17 protein-coding genes and 1 riboswitch are annotated in these 17,613 nt (G+C 70.8%); of the genes, 5 read left to right on the forward strand and 12 right to left on the reverse strand.

What is annotated here, in order from left to right:
- Nucleotides 1-94: 94 nt before the first annotated feature.
- From ACZ6S0_RS15650 to ACZ6S0_RS15680, 7 genes are all read right to left on the reverse strand, one after another.
- On the reverse strand, nucleotides 95-271 hold the full coding sequence (locus tag ACZ6S0_RS15650; RefSeq protein WP_465917124.1) for a hypothetical protein: 177 nt from the start codon (nucleotides 269-271) through the stop codon (nucleotides 95-97).
- A 178-nt stretch (nucleotides 272-449) separates the two neighbouring features.
- Complete coding sequence (locus tag ACZ6S0_RS15655) at nucleotides 450-3,293, reverse strand: ATP-binding protein (protein ID WP_465917128.1); 2,844 nt, start codon at nucleotides 3,291-3,293, stop codon at nucleotides 450-452.
- A gap of 385 nt (nucleotides 3,294-3,678) precedes the next feature.
- Nucleotides 3,679-4,254 (reverse strand): DUF6879 family protein, encoded by a 576-nt coding sequence (locus ACZ6S0_RS15660; RefSeq protein ID WP_465917131.1) that lies wholly within the window; start codon nucleotides 4,252-4,254, stop codon nucleotides 3,679-3,681.
- Between the two features lie 222 nt (nucleotides 4,255-4,476).
- The gene (locus ACZ6S0_RS15665; RefSeq protein ID WP_465917134.1) at nucleotides 4,477-5,295 is read right to left on the reverse strand and encodes a polyphosphate polymerase domain-containing protein; all 819 of its coding nucleotides are present in this window, start codon (nucleotides 5,293-5,295) and stop codon (nucleotides 4,477-4,479) included.
- A 31-nt stretch (nucleotides 5,296-5,326) separates the two neighbouring features.
- Nucleotides 5,327-5,884, reverse strand: a complete 558-nt coding sequence (locus ACZ6S0_RS15670) for a DUF4956 domain-containing protein (RefSeq protein ID WP_465917138.1) — start codon at nucleotides 5,882-5,884, stop codon at nucleotides 5,327-5,329.
- A 98-nt stretch (nucleotides 5,885-5,982) separates the two neighbouring features.
- The gene (locus ACZ6S0_RS15675; RefSeq protein ID WP_344880099.1) at nucleotides 5,983-6,645 is read right to left on the reverse strand and encodes a response regulator transcription factor; all 663 of its coding nucleotides are present in this window, start codon (nucleotides 6,643-6,645) and stop codon (nucleotides 5,983-5,985) included.
- On the reverse strand, nucleotides 6,642-8,015 hold the full coding sequence (locus tag ACZ6S0_RS15680; protein WP_465917145.1) for a sensor histidine kinase: 1,374 nt from the start codon (nucleotides 8,013-8,015) through the stop codon (nucleotides 6,642-6,644). The genes ACZ6S0_RS15675 and ACZ6S0_RS15680 overlap by 4 nt, the downstream gene beginning before the upstream one ends.
- A 121-nt stretch (nucleotides 8,016-8,136) precedes the next feature.
- Here ACZ6S0_RS15680 and ACZ6S0_RS15685 point away from each other — a divergent pair, with 121 nt between their 5' ends.
- Complete coding sequence (locus tag ACZ6S0_RS15685) at nucleotides 8,137-8,469, forward strand: hypothetical protein (protein WP_465917148.1); 333 nt, start codon at nucleotides 8,137-8,139, stop codon at nucleotides 8,467-8,469.
- 833 nt (nucleotides 8,470-9,302) lie between these two features.
- Here the strand turns inward: ACZ6S0_RS15685 and thiC are convergent.
- Nucleotides 9,303-11,000, reverse strand: coding sequence for a phosphomethylpyrimidine synthase ThiC (thiC, locus tag ACZ6S0_RS15690; protein ID WP_465917152.1), 1,698 nt, complete (start codon nucleotides 10,998-11,000; stop codon nucleotides 9,303-9,305).
- A riboswitch (TPP riboswitch) is annotated at nucleotides 10,993-11,105 on the reverse strand. Its footprint overlaps the gene before it by 8 nt.
- Before the next feature lie 128 nt (nucleotides 11,106-11,233).
- Between thiC and ACZ6S0_RS15695 the strand changes: the two genes are divergently transcribed.
- Both ACZ6S0_RS15695 and ACZ6S0_RS15700 read left to right on the forward strand, forming a co-directional pair.
- Nucleotides 11,234-11,545, forward strand: a complete 312-nt coding sequence (locus tag ACZ6S0_RS15695) for a hypothetical protein (protein WP_465917156.1) — start codon at nucleotides 11,234-11,236, stop codon at nucleotides 11,543-11,545.
- Between the two features lie 13 nt (nucleotides 11,546-11,558).
- On the forward strand, nucleotides 11,559-12,392 hold the full coding sequence (locus ACZ6S0_RS15700) for a universal stress protein (RefSeq protein WP_465917159.1): 834 nt from the start codon (nucleotides 11,559-11,561) through the stop codon (nucleotides 12,390-12,392).
- 35 nt (nucleotides 12,393-12,427) lie between these two features.
- Here the strand turns inward: ACZ6S0_RS15700 and ACZ6S0_RS15705 are convergent, their stop codons facing one another.
- The gene (locus ACZ6S0_RS15705; RefSeq protein WP_465917163.1) at nucleotides 12,428-13,096 is read right to left on the reverse strand and encodes an AIM24 family protein; all 669 of its coding nucleotides are present in this window, start codon (nucleotides 13,094-13,096) and stop codon (nucleotides 12,428-12,430) included.
- Nucleotides 13,097-13,127: 31 nt separating this feature from the next.
- On the opposite strand from ACZ6S0_RS15705, the gene ACZ6S0_RS15710 reads away from it, so the two are divergent.
- Nucleotides 13,128-13,358, forward strand: a complete 231-nt coding sequence (locus ACZ6S0_RS15710) for a hypothetical protein (RefSeq protein ID WP_465917167.1) — start codon at nucleotides 13,128-13,130, stop codon at nucleotides 13,356-13,358.
- A 4-nt stretch (nucleotides 13,359-13,362) separates the two neighbouring features.
- Nucleotides 13,363-15,018 carry an FAD-dependent monooxygenase gene (locus ACZ6S0_RS15715; protein ID WP_465917171.1) on the forward strand — a complete coding sequence of 552 codons (1,656 nt, stop codon included), beginning with the start codon at nucleotides 13,363-13,365 and terminating at the stop codon, nucleotides 15,016-15,018.
- A gap of 15 nt (nucleotides 15,019-15,033) precedes the next feature.
- Here ACZ6S0_RS15715 and ACZ6S0_RS15720 read toward each other — a convergent pair whose 3' ends face one another.
- From ACZ6S0_RS15720 to ACZ6S0_RS15730, 3 genes are all read right to left on the reverse strand, one after another.
- Complete coding sequence (locus ACZ6S0_RS15720) at nucleotides 15,034-15,942, reverse strand: LysR family transcriptional regulator (RefSeq protein ID WP_465917174.1); 909 nt, start codon at nucleotides 15,940-15,942, stop codon at nucleotides 15,034-15,036.
- A gap of 73 nt (nucleotides 15,943-16,015) precedes the next feature.
- A complete protein-coding gene (locus ACZ6S0_RS15725; protein WP_465917178.1) occupies nucleotides 16,016-17,059 on the reverse strand; it encodes an ABC transporter permease in 1,044 nt (347 codons plus the stop codon).
- A gap of 91 nt (nucleotides 17,060-17,150) precedes the next feature.
- Nucleotides 17,151-17,519 carry a response regulator transcription factor gene (locus tag ACZ6S0_RS15730; protein WP_465917181.1) on the reverse strand — a complete coding sequence of 123 codons (369 nt, stop codon included), beginning with the start codon at nucleotides 17,517-17,519 and terminating at the stop codon, nucleotides 17,151-17,153.
- Between the last annotated feature and the right edge of the window lie 94 nt (nucleotides 17,520-17,613).

Genomic DNA, 17,613 nt, shown 5'->3' on the forward strand with positions numbered 1-17,613 from the left:
GGGGAACCTTTCGGGACTTTTCTGACAGTGCAGAGGGAGACCGGTCCTCAGAGCCGGTGTCAGACCGCTCCTCGGAGTCGGCCCATGAGGCAGATCACAGCGGCACCCATCCGTCCTCGTCCGGTTCGACGAGGTCGGCGTCGAGAGGTTCGGGTGGTGTCACAGCCTCCGGCTCCGTTGACGGACGCTGCTCGTACGGGTCGCGCTCGGTCGGTTCGATCTCGTCGTCCGGCGCTGAAGGGTCGGCTGCCGATGTTCTGGTCTCTTCCACACCGCCACGATCGGGCAGCGGACGAACCGCTAGCTATTAGGGAAACCCTCCATCTTTGCCCGCCACACCGGGGAAACCCTCCACCCGAAGGTCTGGCCCCTGGCCCGCTCGACGGACGCGAAGGACTCCCCAACCTTGGCCACCACGCCAGGAGGACTCCCCGATCTTGGCCGCCGCGCTAGGAGGACTCCCCATCCTTGGCGGCCGCGTGCCCCAGCAGGTGGACGAGTTCCCTGCGCGAGCGGGCCTGGAGCTTGCGCATCACCGCGACCAGATGCTTCTCCACGGTCTTCGTCGAGACGAACAGCGCCTGCGCGATCTCCTTGTTGGTCCGCCCACCGGCGGCCAGCTCCGCCACCTGACGCTCGCGGGGGGACAGCTCCGCGCCGTAACCCTGACGCCCGCCCCGATGACGGGCCGGGAGCGTGACCCCGTGCGACCGGGCGACGCCGGCCGCCCTCCCGTGGTCCCACGATGCGCCGAGCCGCTCGTAGACGGCCACGGCTTCGCGCAGCGCGGAGCCGCCCCGCGGGTCGCCGCCCGCCAGCAGCAGACCGGCCGCGCGTTCGTGCGCCCTGGCCATCTCGTACGGTGCGGACGCGTTCCGGTACTCCACGGCCGCCGCGAGAACGTCGTCGGCGTCGCCGTCCAGCACGCCCCGGGCGTAACGCAGGGCGGCGGAAGCGAGCGGCACGTCCAGGTGGCGCAGTTCGCGCTCCACCCACTCGGTGAACCGCCGCGCCTCACCGTGCTCGCCGGCCGCCATCCACACCTCGACGGCCGACGGCAGGGCCCAGCCGACCGAGGGCCAGCAGCCCCATTTGTCGAGTTCGTTCAGCAGCAGCCGGACGCACTGGAGTGCGCCCCGCGTGTCGCCACGGGCCAGCGCGACCCGGGCCCAGCCGCCGGCCGCCGCCGGCACGGCCTCGTACGCACCGATCTCCACTGCCAGCTCGGTGACCCGCCGCAGCCGCTCCTCCGCCTGGTCCACCGCGCCGTACGCCAGGTCGAGGCTGCCGCCGGCCAGCTCGACGTCCATGCGGCTGGGCGCGTAGTGGGCGACGTCGGCGAGGAGGTCGTCGACCTCGCCGCGCAGTCCGTCCCAGCTACCGCGGCAGTACCGCGCCAGCGCGAGCCCGCTGCGGAGCATGACCTCCAGCCGCCGGTTCTGCTGCACGGCCGAGGCGCGCAGCCCGCTGGTGAGCATCGATTCGGCCACGTCGAAATGGCCCGCGTAACAGGCGGAGACTCCGACAGAAAGATGGGCGTTGGCCTCGCGACGCTGCTGAGGCGAGCCGCCGGTGATCTTCAGCATGCGATCGGCCACGTCACGCCACGCCGGATCCCCGATGTCCAGGAAGACGGAGCCGGCCTTGCCCAGCACGAACACCTCGAGCAGGCGGTCGTCGACCTCGTCGACCACTTCCAGTGCCCGGCTCAGCCACCGCACGTTCTCGCGGATCGGCTCGTCCGGGGAAGGCGTGACGCCCACGCCCACCAGCGCCCACGCCCGCAGGTCCGGACGGTCCTCCAGCTCATCGACCGCGGCCTTGAACAGCTCCCGCTGCCTGGCCGGGTCCTGCCCCGCCTGGCCCAGGGCGATCGCCAGCAGGAACCGCAGCTCTCCGCGCACCGGTCCGGCCAGGTCGTCGTCCAGAACGCGGTCCAGCAGCGCGATGACCTCCCGCGCGCGAAGCGTGTCCAGGGCGGCCCAGCCGAGCTTGACCGCGACCCGGCCCCGCCGCTCGCCCGTCGTCGGCGCATGTCGTACGACCTCGGCGAGCAGGCGGACGGCCTCGTCCTCGTGCCCCAGCGCGACGGCCTGCCCCGCCGCCTGTTCCGCGGCCACGGCCCACTCGTCGAGGCGGCCCGCCTGCCTGAGGTGATGGGCCACCTGGCCGAGTGGAACGGGGTCGATGGCCCGCAACGCGTCGGCCGCCCGGCCGTGCAGCTCACGGCGGCGGGGACCGCTCAGCGTCTCGTAGACCGCCTGGGCCGACAGCCCGTGCCGGAACCCGAAGGCTTCGCCGTCCTCGGTCAACAGCCCGGAGCCGACGGCCTCCTCCAGCCCCTCGATCCCGCCCGCGTCCTCGGCGACGGACAGCAGCACCAGCAGCGCGACCGGGGTCTGCAGCACGGCCGCGGCCTCGGCCAGCCGCTGGGCGCCGAACGGCAGCCGGGCGATCCGTTCCAGCGTGGAGTCCCTGACCCCCCGGGGAACCTCGAGCTGCTCCAGCACCCGGCGGGTCCAGCGGTCGCCGCGGCGTACCAGCGAGCCACGCTCGCGTACCAGCGCCAGCACCTCCTCCACCGCGAACGGCAGCCCGGACGTGCGCTCCCACAGATAGCGGGCGAACTCCTCCGACACCCGGTCGGTGTCCAGGATCGCGGTCGCCATGGCGCCGGTCTCACCCTCGTCCAGCGGCGCCAGCACGAGATGGGCCTGGCTCGTGCCGGGTGGCAGCCTGACCGTGGACGCCCGTACCGTGGCGCTGACCTCCTCGCCCCGGTACGTGAGCACCACCGTCAGCCCGGTCGGCGGATCGCCCAGCAGATACGCCAGGAAGTCGGCGGTCTGCTCCTCCGCCCAGTGCAGGTCCTCCAGCACCAGCACCGCCGGACACGCCGCCACCAGCACGTCCGTCAGCCCCCGGAACACCCGGTGCCGCTCGGCCACCCGGTCGTCCAGCGGATCGGGTGCGGCCGGCAGCACCTCCGCCAGCTCCGGCAACAACGGCCGCAACGCCCCGGCCACCCCGCTCAGCGGCAGGCCCCGCAGGTCGTCGCCGATGCCGCGCACCGCCTCGATCACCGGCCCCAGCGGGAACGACTCCCTGAACCGATGGCACCGGCCCCGCAGCACCCGCCGCCCGGCGACCTCAGGCCGCCCGAGCAGCTCCGACACCAGCCTGGTCTTGCCGACCCCGGCCTCACCCTCGACCGACACCACCGCCGGCGGCCCGGTCACCGCCGCCACCAACGTCGCCAGTTCCTCGACGCGCCCGACCAGCGTCGGCGACACGACTCGCTTCCCCGCAGTGCTCCGCGCCGCCCTCACAGGCGGACGACCCGACGAGTCACGCGGCGGCGTCATCCTCACACTCCTACAAAACCCCCTTTGTGATCGTTTCAGGTGAATTTCAGATAAAGATGGGCAACCGATGCGTCGGCACTCTCCCTCCCCCGCCCCCGCAGCGCCACCCCAACCCTCGCAGCGTCCCCCGCCCCCCGCAGCACCACCCCTCGGACCTCCGCAGCACCACCCCGCCGCCCGAAGCGCCACCTCAACCCCTGCGGCGCTACCCCCAGCGTCCGGGACGCCACCGGCAGCGCCCGGAGCGCCTCACCAAGGCGTCTGAAGGGCTGAAGGGCCTACCCGGCGCCCGAAGGACGAGGAAGGCCGATCGTCAGAGCGACACGCGGGGGGCGGGTAGCGGCACGATCTCGCGCTCGTAGTAGGCCCGGAAGTCCTCGCCTCCGGTGAACAGCTTGTCCAGCTCTCCCCGGCAAGCCGCGATCACTTCCCGATCGTCGATCCGCCGTGCCCCGCTGTGCGTCCCCGTCTCGTCGTACGTCACCTCGTACATGACCGCGGTCCCCAGCAGCACCAACTCCGGCAGCCGCCGACCGACCTCGAGCTCCGCCACCTCACCAGCGTCGAGCACCCGCACCTGCTCCACCGTCGCGCCCCTCAGCGCCAGAACGTGCATCTCCCACTGCAGGTAGGGCGTGACCGGCTCCTCGACGATCCGGATCCGCCGCCGGACGAACCTCTCGGGCGGAGCCCGGTCAGGCTCCCCCGCCGCCCCGGTCTCGGCGTCGATCAGCTTGAGCGAACGATTCCAGTCGCCTTCCATCATCGCGACCCAACTGGGCTCCCCAGCCTGCCGGAAACTCTGGATGCGTTCGAGCTTCCACAGGACGTCGTCGGTCTTCCGGAAGTTCGGCCAGAAATCGTCAAGATATTCGTCCGCACTCAGCAAAGAACCGGGTATCTCATGAATGCGCTCAAGCATAAGGAATATCCTCTTCTGCCGTAAGCAGCATGCTCCGTGGGATTACCACCAGGCATTTCATCATGGCCGGCCGACACATCCGACGGCGATCGCTACTCATTTTCGCAGGTCAAGTCTCTGCCTATCACCCACGAAGTCCTTTTGTCGAGTTTCCGCAGGTCAGAGCGGCCATGTCAAGAGGAACCCCCATCAAGCTCCACGCGTCGCCGCCCGTGCGGCCGCGCGGCGCGGGGCCGAGGGCCGATGAGCGAGATAGCGGTGCAGCACCGGACGCCATCGATTGGCCGGTAGATCGTGCAGCGCGGCGACCCCGAGGCAGTATTTGCTCACGCTCACCGGACGCACCCCCATTCGGCGCAGCACCGTGTCGACCAACGCCTTTCCGTCGGTCGACTTCGACTCCAGCAGCACCAGATCGCCGTGGGCGGGGGTGCTGTGGTGCGTGTCGCGGCAGTTCAGGCCGGTGTCGCAGGTGAGACGGGCCGCGCCGGACCGGTCGACGAGCGTCACCCGCTTGTAGTCGGTGGCCAGCACCGGCTGCAGCGTCTCCGGCGCGATGAGGCGAAGCTCGCTGAGCAGGGTGTCGCGGACGAACTCGAGCGCCTCCCGGGTGAGTGTCTGGCCGGACACGCCGTCGTACGGGATGCGGCGCTTGTCGGTGCTGCCCCGCGCGCCGTTGAGCTTCAGCTCCAGCCACTGGCCGCCCCCGTCGAGGTAGGTCCGGGTGCGCACCTTGAACCTGCGGCGGCGATCTTGCCGGTGCTGGCGGTAGGTGAGCAGGTCGGGGGTGTCGAAATAGGTGGAGGTGTAGCGGAACTGGCGCCGCCCTCCGATGCCCAGGACGCAGAACCGATCGCCCAGCTCCGCGGCCAGCCCCGCCATGGTCGAGGCCGTGACGAGGTATTTGCGGTCGACCCGGCTCATCAGCTCGGGCACCTCCGACAGCCCGACGGGCGGCATCGCGGCGGCGACCCCGGCGAGCAGCGTGTCCGCATACGGCTCACTCATGACCACTCCTCCTCAAGGCTCGCTCGCCGCGTCACCGGACACCGGCGCGGGTGTTGGGGACCACGTAACGGACGTCGACGACTGTCACGTCTCGTACGTAGTCGACCTGGGTGACCTCCCATTCCAGCACCCGTGCGCGCAACCGGCTCTCCAGGTCGACCTTCAGCAGGTCGGGATCGGCGTGGACGACGTCGAGCGTCACCACCTGGTGACGGGTGCGGCCCAGCAGGCCGGGGTGGTCGGCGACGTACATCACGGCCAGCAGCACCCCGTTGAGCAGCAGGGCGGTGAGAGGCCACGTCGCGGCGATGCCGTTGACCAGGCCGAGGACGATCGCCACGAAGTAGTAGGCGATCTCCTGCTGGGTGATCTCGCTCGACCGCAGGCGGATGATGGACAGCACGCCGAACAGCCCGAACCCGACCGCGATGTCGACCCGCTGCACCAGCAGCAGGGACACGACCGCGAAGATGCCCACGTTGAGCGCGATGTAGGCGAACAGCAAATCGCGCCGGTGGTGGCGTCGAAAGTAGAGACAGTAGGCGAGCACGACGATCGCCCCGAGATCCATCACCAGGCCGGTGACCATGACCGCTCCTTCGCTAGTGCCCAAGGGCCCGGGGAAGAAGCGATGGGCCCTTGGTTAACAGCTTGGTAGGGCGGCGTGAATCAACGGTGAGCTGATGATTAGGCAACTCTCATCCGGTAGCCCGTGCCCCGGACGGTCTCGATCCGGTCGGCGCCGATCTTGCGGCGCAGGTAGCGTACGTAGACGTCCACCACGTTGGAGCCCGGGTCGAAGTCGAACCCCCACACGTGGCTGAGCAACTGCTCACGCGTGAGCACCTGGTCGGGATGCCGGCAGAAGATCTCGGCCAGCGCGAACTCCCTCGTGGACAGATCGACCGCCCGATCCCCGACATAAGCCCGCCTGGTACGCAGATCAAGCGACAAATCGGACACCCGCAACACCGTCACCTCCGGCGTACGGTCGGCCCGCAGCCGCAGCCGCACCCGGGCCAGAAGCTCCTCGAAGGCGAAGGGCTTGGCGATGTAGTCGTCGGCGCCGCCCTCCAGCCCCGCCACGGTGTCGCTCACGCTGTCACGCGCGGTCAGAATGATCACTGGGATGGCCACCATGGCCCCCCGCAAACGGCGCAACACCGTGAACCCGTCGCTCAACGGCAGCCCGATGTCCAGGATCAGCAGATCGAACCCGCCCGCGCTGGCCAGGTCGTACGCCGCCACCCCGTCGCCCACCACGGCCGTCACGAAGCCGTTGGCCCGCAGCCCCTTCTCCACGAAGGAGGCGATCCTGGCCTCGTCCTCAGCGATCAGAATCCGGTTCAACTCAGCCTCCACAGTTCCCACAGCGGAAGACTCATGACAAAGCAGGCCCCGCCACCGGGGGCGTCGATCACCTTCACGTTGCCTCCATGGGCTTGGGCGATGGATCTGACGATGGCCAGCCCGAGACCGGCGCCGTCGTGGCCGCCGGTGCGGCCCACCCCGCGGACGAACCGGCCGAAGATCTTCTCGCGCTCGGCGGGCGGGACGCCGGGGCCGCTGTCGCGTACCCACAGGTCGACGCGCCCGTCACGGACGGCCGAGCCGACGGCGATCAGGTCGTCGTCGGCGGTGTGACGCACCGCGTTGGCCACGAGCTGCATGAGCGCCTGCGTGAGCCGCTGACGGTCGGCGGGGAGGCGCGCCTCGGCCACCTCGTCGACCCGCCAGCGGCGCTCGCCTAGCGCCCGTGCCTTGGCGATCACGCTGACCGTGAGGTCGGCCAGCTCGACGTTGTCGAGCGCCAGGAAGCCCGGCTGCTCGGCCTTGGCGAGGGTGAGCAGGTCGTCGACGATGCGGTTCATCCGGTCCAGCTCGTCGGTGACCAGGGCGAGGGTCTCGGCGCGGTCGTCGGGGTCGTCGCCCATGAGCTCCAGGTGGCCGCGGATGACGGTGATGGGTGTGCGCAGCTCGTGCCCCGCGTCGTCCATGAAGTGCCGTTGCACGACGAAGGCATGTTCGAGCCGGTCGAGCATGTGGTTGAACGTGCCCGCCAGCGCCGCCACGTCGTCGTTGCCCGGCACGTCGAGCCGCCGGGTCAGATCGGTGGAGTCGCTGATCTGCTCGGCGGTCTGCCTGACCAGCCGGACCGGCGCCAGCACCTGCCCCGCGACTAACCAGCCGACCGCCCCCGCCAGCCCCATCGCCCCCAGCGCGGACAGCCCGAGCGTCCGTACCGCGTCGACGATCTCCTCGCGGTGCAGGTCGTAGAAGATCGCCACGACGAAGTGCCCGCGTCTGCTGTCGCCCTCCACGGAGATCGGTATCACCGCGTACTGGACCGTTCCCTTGGCGGTCTCGGCCTCGTCGCTCACGACCCGCGTCGCCGTGGCCATCCGCGCGACCAGTGCGTCGTCGGCGTCGAGAGGCACGGGTGCCTCGATGAAGGTGCGCTTGTCGGCCGCGCCGTCGAGGATGCTGAAGAACGTCTCCCACCGATCGGGCGGGTTGACCTGCAGATAGTCGATCATCAACTTCCGGACGTCGGGCGTCTGGGGCCCGGACTGCTGGCTGAGCGCCGTGGCTGCGTAACGCCGGAGCTTGTCCACCTCCTTGTCCAGTTCGTCGGTGATGCGGCTGTTCAGCCCGGTGAGCAGGATGGTCCAGGTCACGAAGATCGCGACCGACAGGGCGAGACCTACGACAGCGAGCATCCAACCCACGATCCGGGCCCGGGCGCTCACCCTCATGTGGCCTCCCTGTCAGTCGTCATCGTCTCCACCACCACCATCATCGTCGTCATCGTCACCGCCCCCGGGTCTCGGCGAGGGCGGCTTGACCGGCTCGGCCTTCGGCTTGCGCGTCGCGGAGCTGCCGCTCTGGCCCGGCTGTGGGGTCGCGGTGGCCGACGAACCGGCACCCTCCGGCGACGCTCCCGGCGGGTCGCCCGACGGATTCCCCGACGAATGCGCCGACGGATCGCCCTGGGGTGACGTCGGGCGTGACGCGGACCCCGGCGAGGTGCCCGAGGGCGAGGGCGTCACGACGATGGGGTCGCCCAGATCGGACCGCTCGTCGGCCGCTCGCACCAACCCCACCGACATGACCCCCGCCACCACCGCAACCAGGACGAGGAGGATCACCATTCCCCGATGCTTCATGCGCTAGACCCTGTCGCTCTTCGAGGAGACCACGCTGAGGCCCAGATGAGAAACCTCTCATCTAACGACCCTCCCCGCAGAAGAACCCCGTTCCGAATCCGGTGAGCACGCAAAGTGCCAGCGCACGAACGACCCCCGCAACGAAACCCCGAACCAGAGGCAAAGACAAGCCCCTCAAACAAACACCCCCAAAACCACCAAACCACCCAAGACCAAGACAACCTAAGGCCAGACAGCCAAAGCCAAGACAACCGAAGCCAAGGCAACCGGAGGCAGGGCAACCGAGGGCCGAGGCACCCGGGGCCGAGGCGGACGGCAAGCTCAGCGCGAAGCCCAAGGCCGGAGCGAAGATAAGGCTCTCGGAGCGAAAGCCCGAATCCAGAACGGAAGGCAGCCTCGTAGCCGAAGCCGAGAGCGAAAGGCGAGGACCACAGCCGGGCCGAGGTCCGACTGCCGGTTCCAGAAGCCCGGGGGACGGAGACCCAGGGGCCCAGAGGCCAGATGGCGGGAGGCTGAGGGCTGGGACCGAGGACCAGGGGCCAAGGGCTGGGGGCCAGGGGCTGAGGGCCGGGTCGAGGGCCGAGGAAGCAGGTCGAGGGCCGAGGGCCAGAGGGCGAGAGGGCGAGAGGCGGGCCATGAGCCGAGAGCGGAGGGCCGGGGCCAGGAAGCCGGAGTCGGAGGGCCGGGGCCAGGAAGCCGGAGCCGAAGGGCCAGGGTTAGGGGCCAGGGCAAGGGCCGGGTGTTGGGTGGCTGGTGCCGATCCTGTCCGCCTCCCCGAGGGAAGGCGGGCGGGATCGGCGGCAGGGGTGGGCCGCAGGCGGCGGAAGGCGGTGCCGGGGGTCAGTCGACGGGCTGGGCGGCAGGCTGGGCGGCGGGTCGATCGAACGGCTGATCGCGCTGGTCGCCGGGCTCGGAGTCGGGGTGGTCGCCGGGCTCGGAGCCGAGTTGGTCACCGGGTTCGGAGTCGGGGTGGTCGCTGGGGTCGCTGTTGGAGTGGTCGATGTAGAGGTTGCCGCCGAGGCGTCTGAACTCGGCGGCCTTCTCCGCGTAGCCCGCCGCCCTGATGTCGTGGCTGATCTTCATCGAGCAGAACTTGGGCCCGCACATCGAGCAGAAGTGGGCGGTCTTGGCGGGCGCGGCGGGCAGGGTCTCGTCGTGGAACGAGCGCGCTGTCGGAGGGTCGAGCGACAGGTCGAACTGGTCCTCCCAACGGAACTCGAAGCGCGCGTCGGACAGGGCGTCGTCCCACTCCTGCGCGCCCGGGTGCCCCTTGGCCAGGTCGGCGGCGTGGGCGGCGATCTTGTACGTGATGACGCCGGTCTTGACGTCGTCCTTGCCCGGCAGGCCGAGGTGCTCCTTGGGGGTGACGTAGCAGAGCATGGCCGTGCCGTACCAGCCGATCATCGCGGCCCCGATGCCGGAGGTGATGTGGTCGTAGCCCGGGGCGATGTCGGTCACGAGCGGCCCCAGCGTGTAGAAGGGCGCGTCGTCGCACAGCTCGCGCTGCAGGTCGACGTTCTCTTTGATCTTGTGCATGGGCACGTGGCCCGGCCCCTCGATCATCACCTGGACGTCGTGCTCGCGCGCGATGCCGGTCAGCTCTCCGAGTGTGCGCAGCTCGGCGAACTGGGCCTCGTCGTTGGCGTCGGCGATCGAGCCGGGACGCAGCCCGTCGCCCAGCGAGTACGACACGTCGTAGCGGGCCAGGATCTCGCACATCTCGGCGAAGTTCTCGTACAGGAAGCTCTCGCGGTGGTGCGCCAGGCACCAGGCGGCCATGATCGAACCCCCGCGCGAGACGATGCCGGTCTTGCGTCGGGTCGTGAGCGGCACGTGCGCCAGCCGCACGCCCGCGTGCACGGTCACGTAGTCGACGCCCTGCTCGCACTGCTCGATCAGCGTGTCGCGGTAGACCTCCCACGACAGCGCCTCCGGGCGGCCCTTGACCTTCTCCAGCGCCTGGTAGATGGGCACGGTGCCGACCGGGACGGGCGAGTTGCGCAGGATCCACTCGCGGGTTTCGTGGATGTCGGCGCCGGTGGACAGGTCCATGATCGTGTCGGCTCCCCAGCGGGTGGCCCAGGTCATCTTCTCGACCTCCTCCTCGATCGAGGAGGTGACGGCGGAGTTGCCGATGTTGGCGTTGATCTTCACGAGGAAGTTCCGGCCGATGATCATGGGCTCGGACTCGGGATGGTTGACGTTCGCGGGGATGATGGCCCGGCCCGCAGCGACCTCCTGGCGGACGAACTCGGGCGCGACTCCCTCGCGCACGGCCACGTACTCCATCTCCGTGGTCACCAGCCCGCGCCGGGCGCAGGCGACCTGCGTGACCGGCTGCCCGGCCGCCCGCCGCTCCCGGATCCACGCCTCGCGCAGGCGCGGCAGCCCGCGCCGGAGGTCGGGCTCGAAAGCGGGGTCGGTGTAGGGGCCGGAGGTGTCGTACAGCGTCACCGCCGAGCCGTCGGACAGTCGCACCTGCCGCATCGGCACCCGCAGCTCACCGCTGTAGATCTTGGAAAAGCGCGCGTCACTCATCGCGCAAACTCCCTTCGCCGGCATTATCCGGAGCAGGTTCTGGCGGTCGGCGGCTGTCAGCCGTCCTCTCAGCCCGGTCCACACCGGGCTCCCGCGTTGGACGGCGGTGATCGTACCCAGACCCGCCCCCGGTCGAAACATCGCGGGCGAGGTTTGGGGACCGCCCTGGGCGGTACGGTCCCATCAGGGGAAACATGATGAGATTCGCCGCTGTCATTGGACTACTCGTCGTGATGGCCGCGTCCGGTGCCACCGCAGCGGCCGGGGACGGCATGGGGAAGCACGAGGTCAGCCAGGAGCAGTACGACATCCTGATCGGCCAGTGCCGCTACTCCGACACCGGGAAGGCGAAGTGCCGAGAGGCGGTCAAGGAGATGTACCGCGTCGGCAGAACAGATCACAACCTCGACTGCCGGACGTACTCCGGCGTGACCGTCTGCGGCCTGCTCCGGCTCGGCAAGGCCGAGCGCGCGTGCGTTCGCGAGTCCGAGGCCAAGGGGCTCCCGTTCCGCCGGGCCGAGGTGGAGTGCTACGCGCTGGTCTGAGGAGCTGAGTACGTTGATCATCGTTGGCGTCGACGGTTCCCGTACCGGCCTGGAGGCCGCCGGGTGGGCCGCCACGGAGGCGGCGCTGCGCCGCAGGCCGCTGACGGTGGCGCACGCCGTGCCCAAGTGGGTGTGCGAGGAGGGGCCCATCCGCTACGCCGAGGTGGCGCGGTGGATGCGGGACGGCGCGAACAGCGTCCTCATCTCCGCCCAGGACCGCGCGCGCCGGGAGTGCCCGCAGGTGGACGTCGAGGGCGTGCTGCTGCCGGGCGATCCCCGCTCGGCGCTGGTGAAGGCGGCCGAGGCGGCCGAGTTGCTGGTCGTCGGCAGCCGTGGCATCGGCGGCGTGCGGGGGCTGCTGGTGGGGTCGGTGGCGTACGGGGTGGCCACCCACGCCCCTGCGAACGTGGTCCTGGTCCACGGTCGGCCCGCCGTCCCGCACGGCGAGATCGTGGCAGGGACGGACGGCTCTCCCTGCGCCACGCGAGCGCTCGAGTTCGCGTTCGCCGAGGCGGAGCTGCGGGGGGCACGACTGCGTGCCGTACAGGCGTGGGCCTGGCCCCACGTGAGCGGCTTCGAACCGGCAGACAGGGAGAGCGAGCAGGACGTCCTGCGCGCGCTGAAGACCTCACTGACCGAGCACCGCGAACGGCACCCCGAGGTGGACGTGGTGGCCGAGGTCGTGCACGGGCATCCGGTGGAGGTGCTCAAGGAGGCCGCCTCGGAGGCCGACCTGCTGGTGGTGGGGTCGCGGGGACACGGGCAGCTCGCGGGGATGCTCATCGGCTCGATCAGCCAGGCCATGCTCCACCACGCCCCCTGCCCGCTGGCAGTGGTCCGCGTCTGAGCGAAGCCCGCCGCCCGAGCCCCCTCCGAAGGTCGTCACGAGGACTGGGTCACCACCGGGACGCCTTCGCTGGCCTGCACCAGCACGAACCCCTGCCCTCTGAACGCCAGTTGCATGGCCTCCCCGCTCCCCCGCCCGATCAGCGCCCCCGCCTTCATCGTCCGGTTGACCCCGACCTGCAGCCCCGCGCTCCAGCAGACCGCGGACTGCCCGTCGGCGAACGTCGGCATCCGGGCGGCGTCGAGCAGCACCGGCGTGCCGTGCGTGGTGATGGCCACCCACCCCGTGCCGGTGACGGTGGTGTTGAACAGCCCGCCGGCCGCCACCCCCGCCCCCTGGACGCGCTTGATGTCCCAGGTGAGCTGCGGCTGGAAGGCCAGCAGGTTGCGCCCGTTGACCGTGATGCCCTCGTTCTCCAGGAAGAACAGGTGAATGTCGTCGGCGTTGTCGGCCAGGTAGAGCTGCCCCTCGCCGCGTACGCGCATCAGCGAGCCCCCCTCCCCCGTCACGGCCTTCTTGAGAAACTTCCCGATCCCGCCGGAACCCTCGTAGTCGAAGTCCATCTGTCCCTGGAAGGCGACCATCGACCCCTGCTTGGCCAGCACCTCGTGGGGCAACTGGACGCGCAGCATCTTGCCGTTCTCGAGAGCGAAGCCAGGGGGCAACTGCTGGGCGTTGAGGTTTCCGAAAACCGAACTACGCACGATCCCAACCTTTCGGACGTTTCCAGAGGCGATGCGGTCAGCGTACGGAAGAATCGCCCGGCACCGCACCATCGGTGACTGGCTGCGCTCCGCCCGGCGCGACGGACGCGTACGACCCGATCTCGACCCTGAGCCCGCGGCGACGATGATCATCTATCTCGTGCTGGGCCTGGTGACGCGTCCGCCCCTCCCCGCCGGCGCCGACGACCGTCTCAGCGGCGAGCTGCTCCGGCTGCTGGCCACCTTCGAGCCAAGGGAATGACGACATGCCGCGAGACCGCACGCAGGTGCTGATCATCGGCGGGAGCCTGGTCGGATTGTCCGCCGCCCTTTTCCTGCGGCGGCACGGCGTGGACGTGGTGCTGGCCGAACGCCATCCGGGCACGTCCATCCATCCGCGCACCCCGGGCTACAACGCGCGCACCATGGAGCTGTTCCGGGCGGCCGGGGTGGAGGAGGCCGTGCGCGCGGCCGGCCCCTGGCGCCTGACCGACACGGGGCTCCTCTGGGCCGAGAGCCTGACCAGCGACAACTACCGCTGGCTGGCGCCGCCGAACGCCCGCGGCGCCCACGAGGGATTCGCCGACGTCAGCCCCTGCGAGGACGCGGTCCTGTCCCAGGACGTGCTGGAGCCGGTGCTGCGCGAGCACGCCGAAGCGCTCGGCGCGAACCTGCGTTTCGGCGCCGAACTCGAGTCGTTCGACGACGGGTCCGGCGGAGTCAGCGCGGTCCTGGCCGATCGGGCCGGTGGCGCCCGAGCCACGGTCGAGGCCGACTACCTGATCGCCGCCGACGGCGCGAACAGCTCCATCCGCGCCACGCTGGGCATCGGCAGGAGCGGCGTCGGCGTGCTGGAGCACACCGTGGGCATCATGGTCCGCGCCGACCTCGGGGACGCGCTCGGCGACCGGAGCTTCGCCATCGGCCAGGTGACCAATCCCGGCTTCTCCGGCATGGTCCGCGTCGTGGGCGACAAGATGGCGCTGCACGTCGCCTACGAGCCCGGCCGAGGGGAGAGCCCCGGGCAGTTCACCCCGGACAGGTGCGTGGAGCTGGCCAGGGCCGCGGCGGGCGTTCCCGATCTGGTGGTGGAGCCGCTCGGCGTCCTGCCGTGGCAGGCCGCCGCCGCCGTGGCCGACGCCTTCCGGGCCGGTCGCGTGTTCCTGGCGGGGGACGCGGCGCACATCATGCCCCCGGCCGGGGCGTACGGCGCCAACACCGGCATCCAGGACGCCGCCAACCTCGCCTGGAAGCTCGCCTACGTGCTGCGCGGCTGGGCCGGACCCGCTCTGCTCGACACGTACGACGCCGAGCGGCGGCCGGTCGCCCGGCTGACCGTGGACCAGGCGCTCGCCACGGGCCGGGAGTGGTTCGGCGCCGAGCTGCCCCCGGAGACCGGCACGATCGAGCTGCTCGACGAGGTGACCATGAAGTTCGGTTACCGCTACGGCCCTGGCGAGCCCGTCGAGGACCCACTGCGCCCCACCGGCGCTCCCGGCGGCCGGGCGCCACACGTGTGGCTGGAGCGGGACGGCGACCGGGTGTCCACGGTGGATCTGTGGGCCGACGGGCTGGTGCTCCTCGCCGGTCCCGGCGGCGCCGCCTGGACCGAGGCCGCCGCCCGCCTCGCCGCGCGCGACGGGCTGCCGCTCACGGCGTACCGGCTGGTCGAGGGTGACGCTCCGGTGGCGGGCCGGTTCCTGGTCGATCGGGAGAAGCGGTGCGCGGCGGCGTTCGGGATCACGGGCACGGGCGCGGTACTGATCCGGCCGGACGGGTTCATCGCCTGGCGCGCTCCCGAGCCGGCCGACCCCGACGCCGGTCCCGGCACCGAGGCCGGGACCGGGGCCGGGGCCGGAACCAGGGCTGATGCCGGGGCCGTCCTTGGCGAGGCGTGCGGTCGCCTGCTCGCCACCGGCTGACGTGCGGCGATCAGGTCACCCTGCCGGGCCGTCCGGGTCAGGGCGGTCGCGGGCCTGACCCGTGCCGTGGTCGACCAGTTCCAGGAAGGCCGTGGCCGCCGGGGACGGGTGGGCGCCCCAGACCAGGTACTCCACCCGCTCCGGAGCGTCGCGCAGGCGGATGATGCGCAGGTCGTGGAAGCGGGGCGCGTACGCGGCGGGCAACATCCCCACGCCGAGGCCCTGGCGTACCAGGTCGGCCATGAAGTCGGCGGAGGACACCTCGAAGGCCACGTCACGTCGTACCCCGGCGGCGGCGAAGGCCAGGTCCGACTGGGCCCGCCCGGCATGTCCCGCGCGGAAGTCGACGAACGGCTCGTCCTGCAGGCTCCGCAGGTCCGTCTCGGCGTCCGTCAGGTGATGATCGGGCGAGACCACGGCGACCAGCTCGCCTCTGGCCAGCCGCCGGCTCTGGACGGCCTTCGGTTCCACGCGCGTCGGCAGGCCGAGGAACGCGACGTCGACGCCGCCCCTGCGAACCTGTTCCGTCAGGTCTTCGCTGCCGGCCGAGGTGAGCGTGATGTGCACCCGGGGGTGCCGGCGGCGGAACTCCTTCAGCACGACCGGCAGGTCGACGGCCGCGACGGTGGGAATGGCCCCGACGGCGAGCCGCCCGCGGACCTCCCCGCTCGCCGCGGCGACCTCGGCGCGGGCCCGGTCGGCGGCCTCCAGGCACTCCCTGGCCGCGGGCAGGAACGCCTCACCGGCCGGCGTCAGCCAGACCCGGCGGCTGGTCCGCTCGAACAGCCGGGCGCCCAGCTCCCGCTCCAGGCTCGCGATCTGGTGGCTGAGCGCCGACTGCACGACCTGGCAGCGTTCGGCGGCCCGGGTGAAGTTGCTGGTCTCCGCGACGGCGACGACGTACCTCAGTTGCTGCAGCTCCATCCGGCCATCGTGTATCACGATCGTTGATGATGGCAAGCATGTCAGATATTCATCGCTGCTCGACCCGGGTACGTCACCGCTCCCGCCCGCGCAGGAGCGCGGCGAGGGGGGCCTTCCGCAGGGCGAACACCGTCACCGCGATCGGGGTGAGCGCCACGGCCGTCCAGATGGCCAGGACGTTCGCGCAGGGCAGCTCGGCTCCCATCCCGGCCAGCAGCACCAGCAGCCCGGTGGCCATGGCCGCCCCCGAGGTGGGGACGAGGGTCCCCGCGAAGGCCCGGTCGAACGTGAGCAGCCGCCGCATGGCCCCGTGCCCGTGCTCGGCCACGGGATCGCTGCCCCACGGCGTCCGCAGCCTGCCGTACAGACCGTAGCCGAGGCCCGTGGCCAGCAGCAGGGCCGCCAGGCCGAGCACGGTCAGCGCGACCGACATGATCTGGGTTTCGACGCTTCTGCGGGCCGCGAGCTCCTGCCAGGTGTAGACCTCGAAGCCGGGGCCGAGGCGATGGCTCATCTGGTCGCGTACGACGCCGGGCGAGGCTGCCGGGTCGAGCGTGACCTGCAATCCCTGCAGTTCCAGCGGGCCGAGCAGGCGCTCGGCGGCGGTCCTGGTCAGGCCGAGCGTGCCGCGCAGGATCATGCTCTCGTCGAGGTCGACGTCGATGATCCCGGAGACCTTGATCGGCGTGGCCGTACCGGCTCGGATCATGCTGCCCACACTCGCGCCGTGGGCGCGGGCGGTCTCGTGATCGAGCACGGCCTGCCCGTCGCCGTCGGGAAGGCTGCCCTCGATCAGCGGCAGCAGCGCCAGGCCCTCCTCCGGGAGCGCGATGACCTGGAGCTCGGCCCGGGGCGCGACGGTTCGCAGGACCCCGCCGCCGACCTCGTGAACGGCGTCGACGCCGGAGATCGATTCGAGGTCGGCCAGCGCCCCGAGCGGCGGCCTGGGCGCGGAGAGGTCGCCGGGCATGATGACGGGCAATACCACCAGGTCCGCGCGTACGGGGCTGAAGCACTGCAGGAGCCGCCGCGGTTCGGCGCCGTCGATCATGAGCCCGGCGATCACGAGACCGGTGCCGATCACCGTGGTGACCAGGCAGAGTACGAGATTTACCATGTGTGAACGGACCGCGCGCGGCACGAGGGTATCCCCCTTCCTTGGGCACATCCGTCAAGCTATGCGCTGATTTTTGCGAAGAATCTCCTGCTCAGGGGCTGGACGTCGGGCGATTGTCCCGCTGGTGTCTCATCGGAACGATGAGGCCGTCCTCGTAAGCGTGGACGATGAGCTGCTCGCGGCGGCGGAGCCCGAACTTCGCCAGGACGCCGGCGACATGAGTCCGCACAGTGATCGCGGAGAGCCCCGGTCGGCAGCCGATGTCCGCATTCGACAGACCTGAGCTGACCAGCCAGAATACCTCCTGCCCACGGGGCGTGAGCACGTCGAGCGTGATCCCCGGCGGATTCTCCCGCAGGTCGTGCCGATAACCGTCGAGCAGCCTCTTGGCGCCGCCGCCGTCGGCGGGCAGGGTGGCGTCATCCTTCGATCGTACGTCTCCGCAGGTCAGAGCCCACACGGCCGGTCAGCTCCGACCGAGAGGTGACCCTCGGTGAGCGCGACACCCCCGTGAACGTATCCTGCACCTATGGGGTGGATGACCCGCTCGCCCG

The sequence above is a fragment of the Nonomuraea sp. NPDC051298 genome (assembly GCF_055586305.1).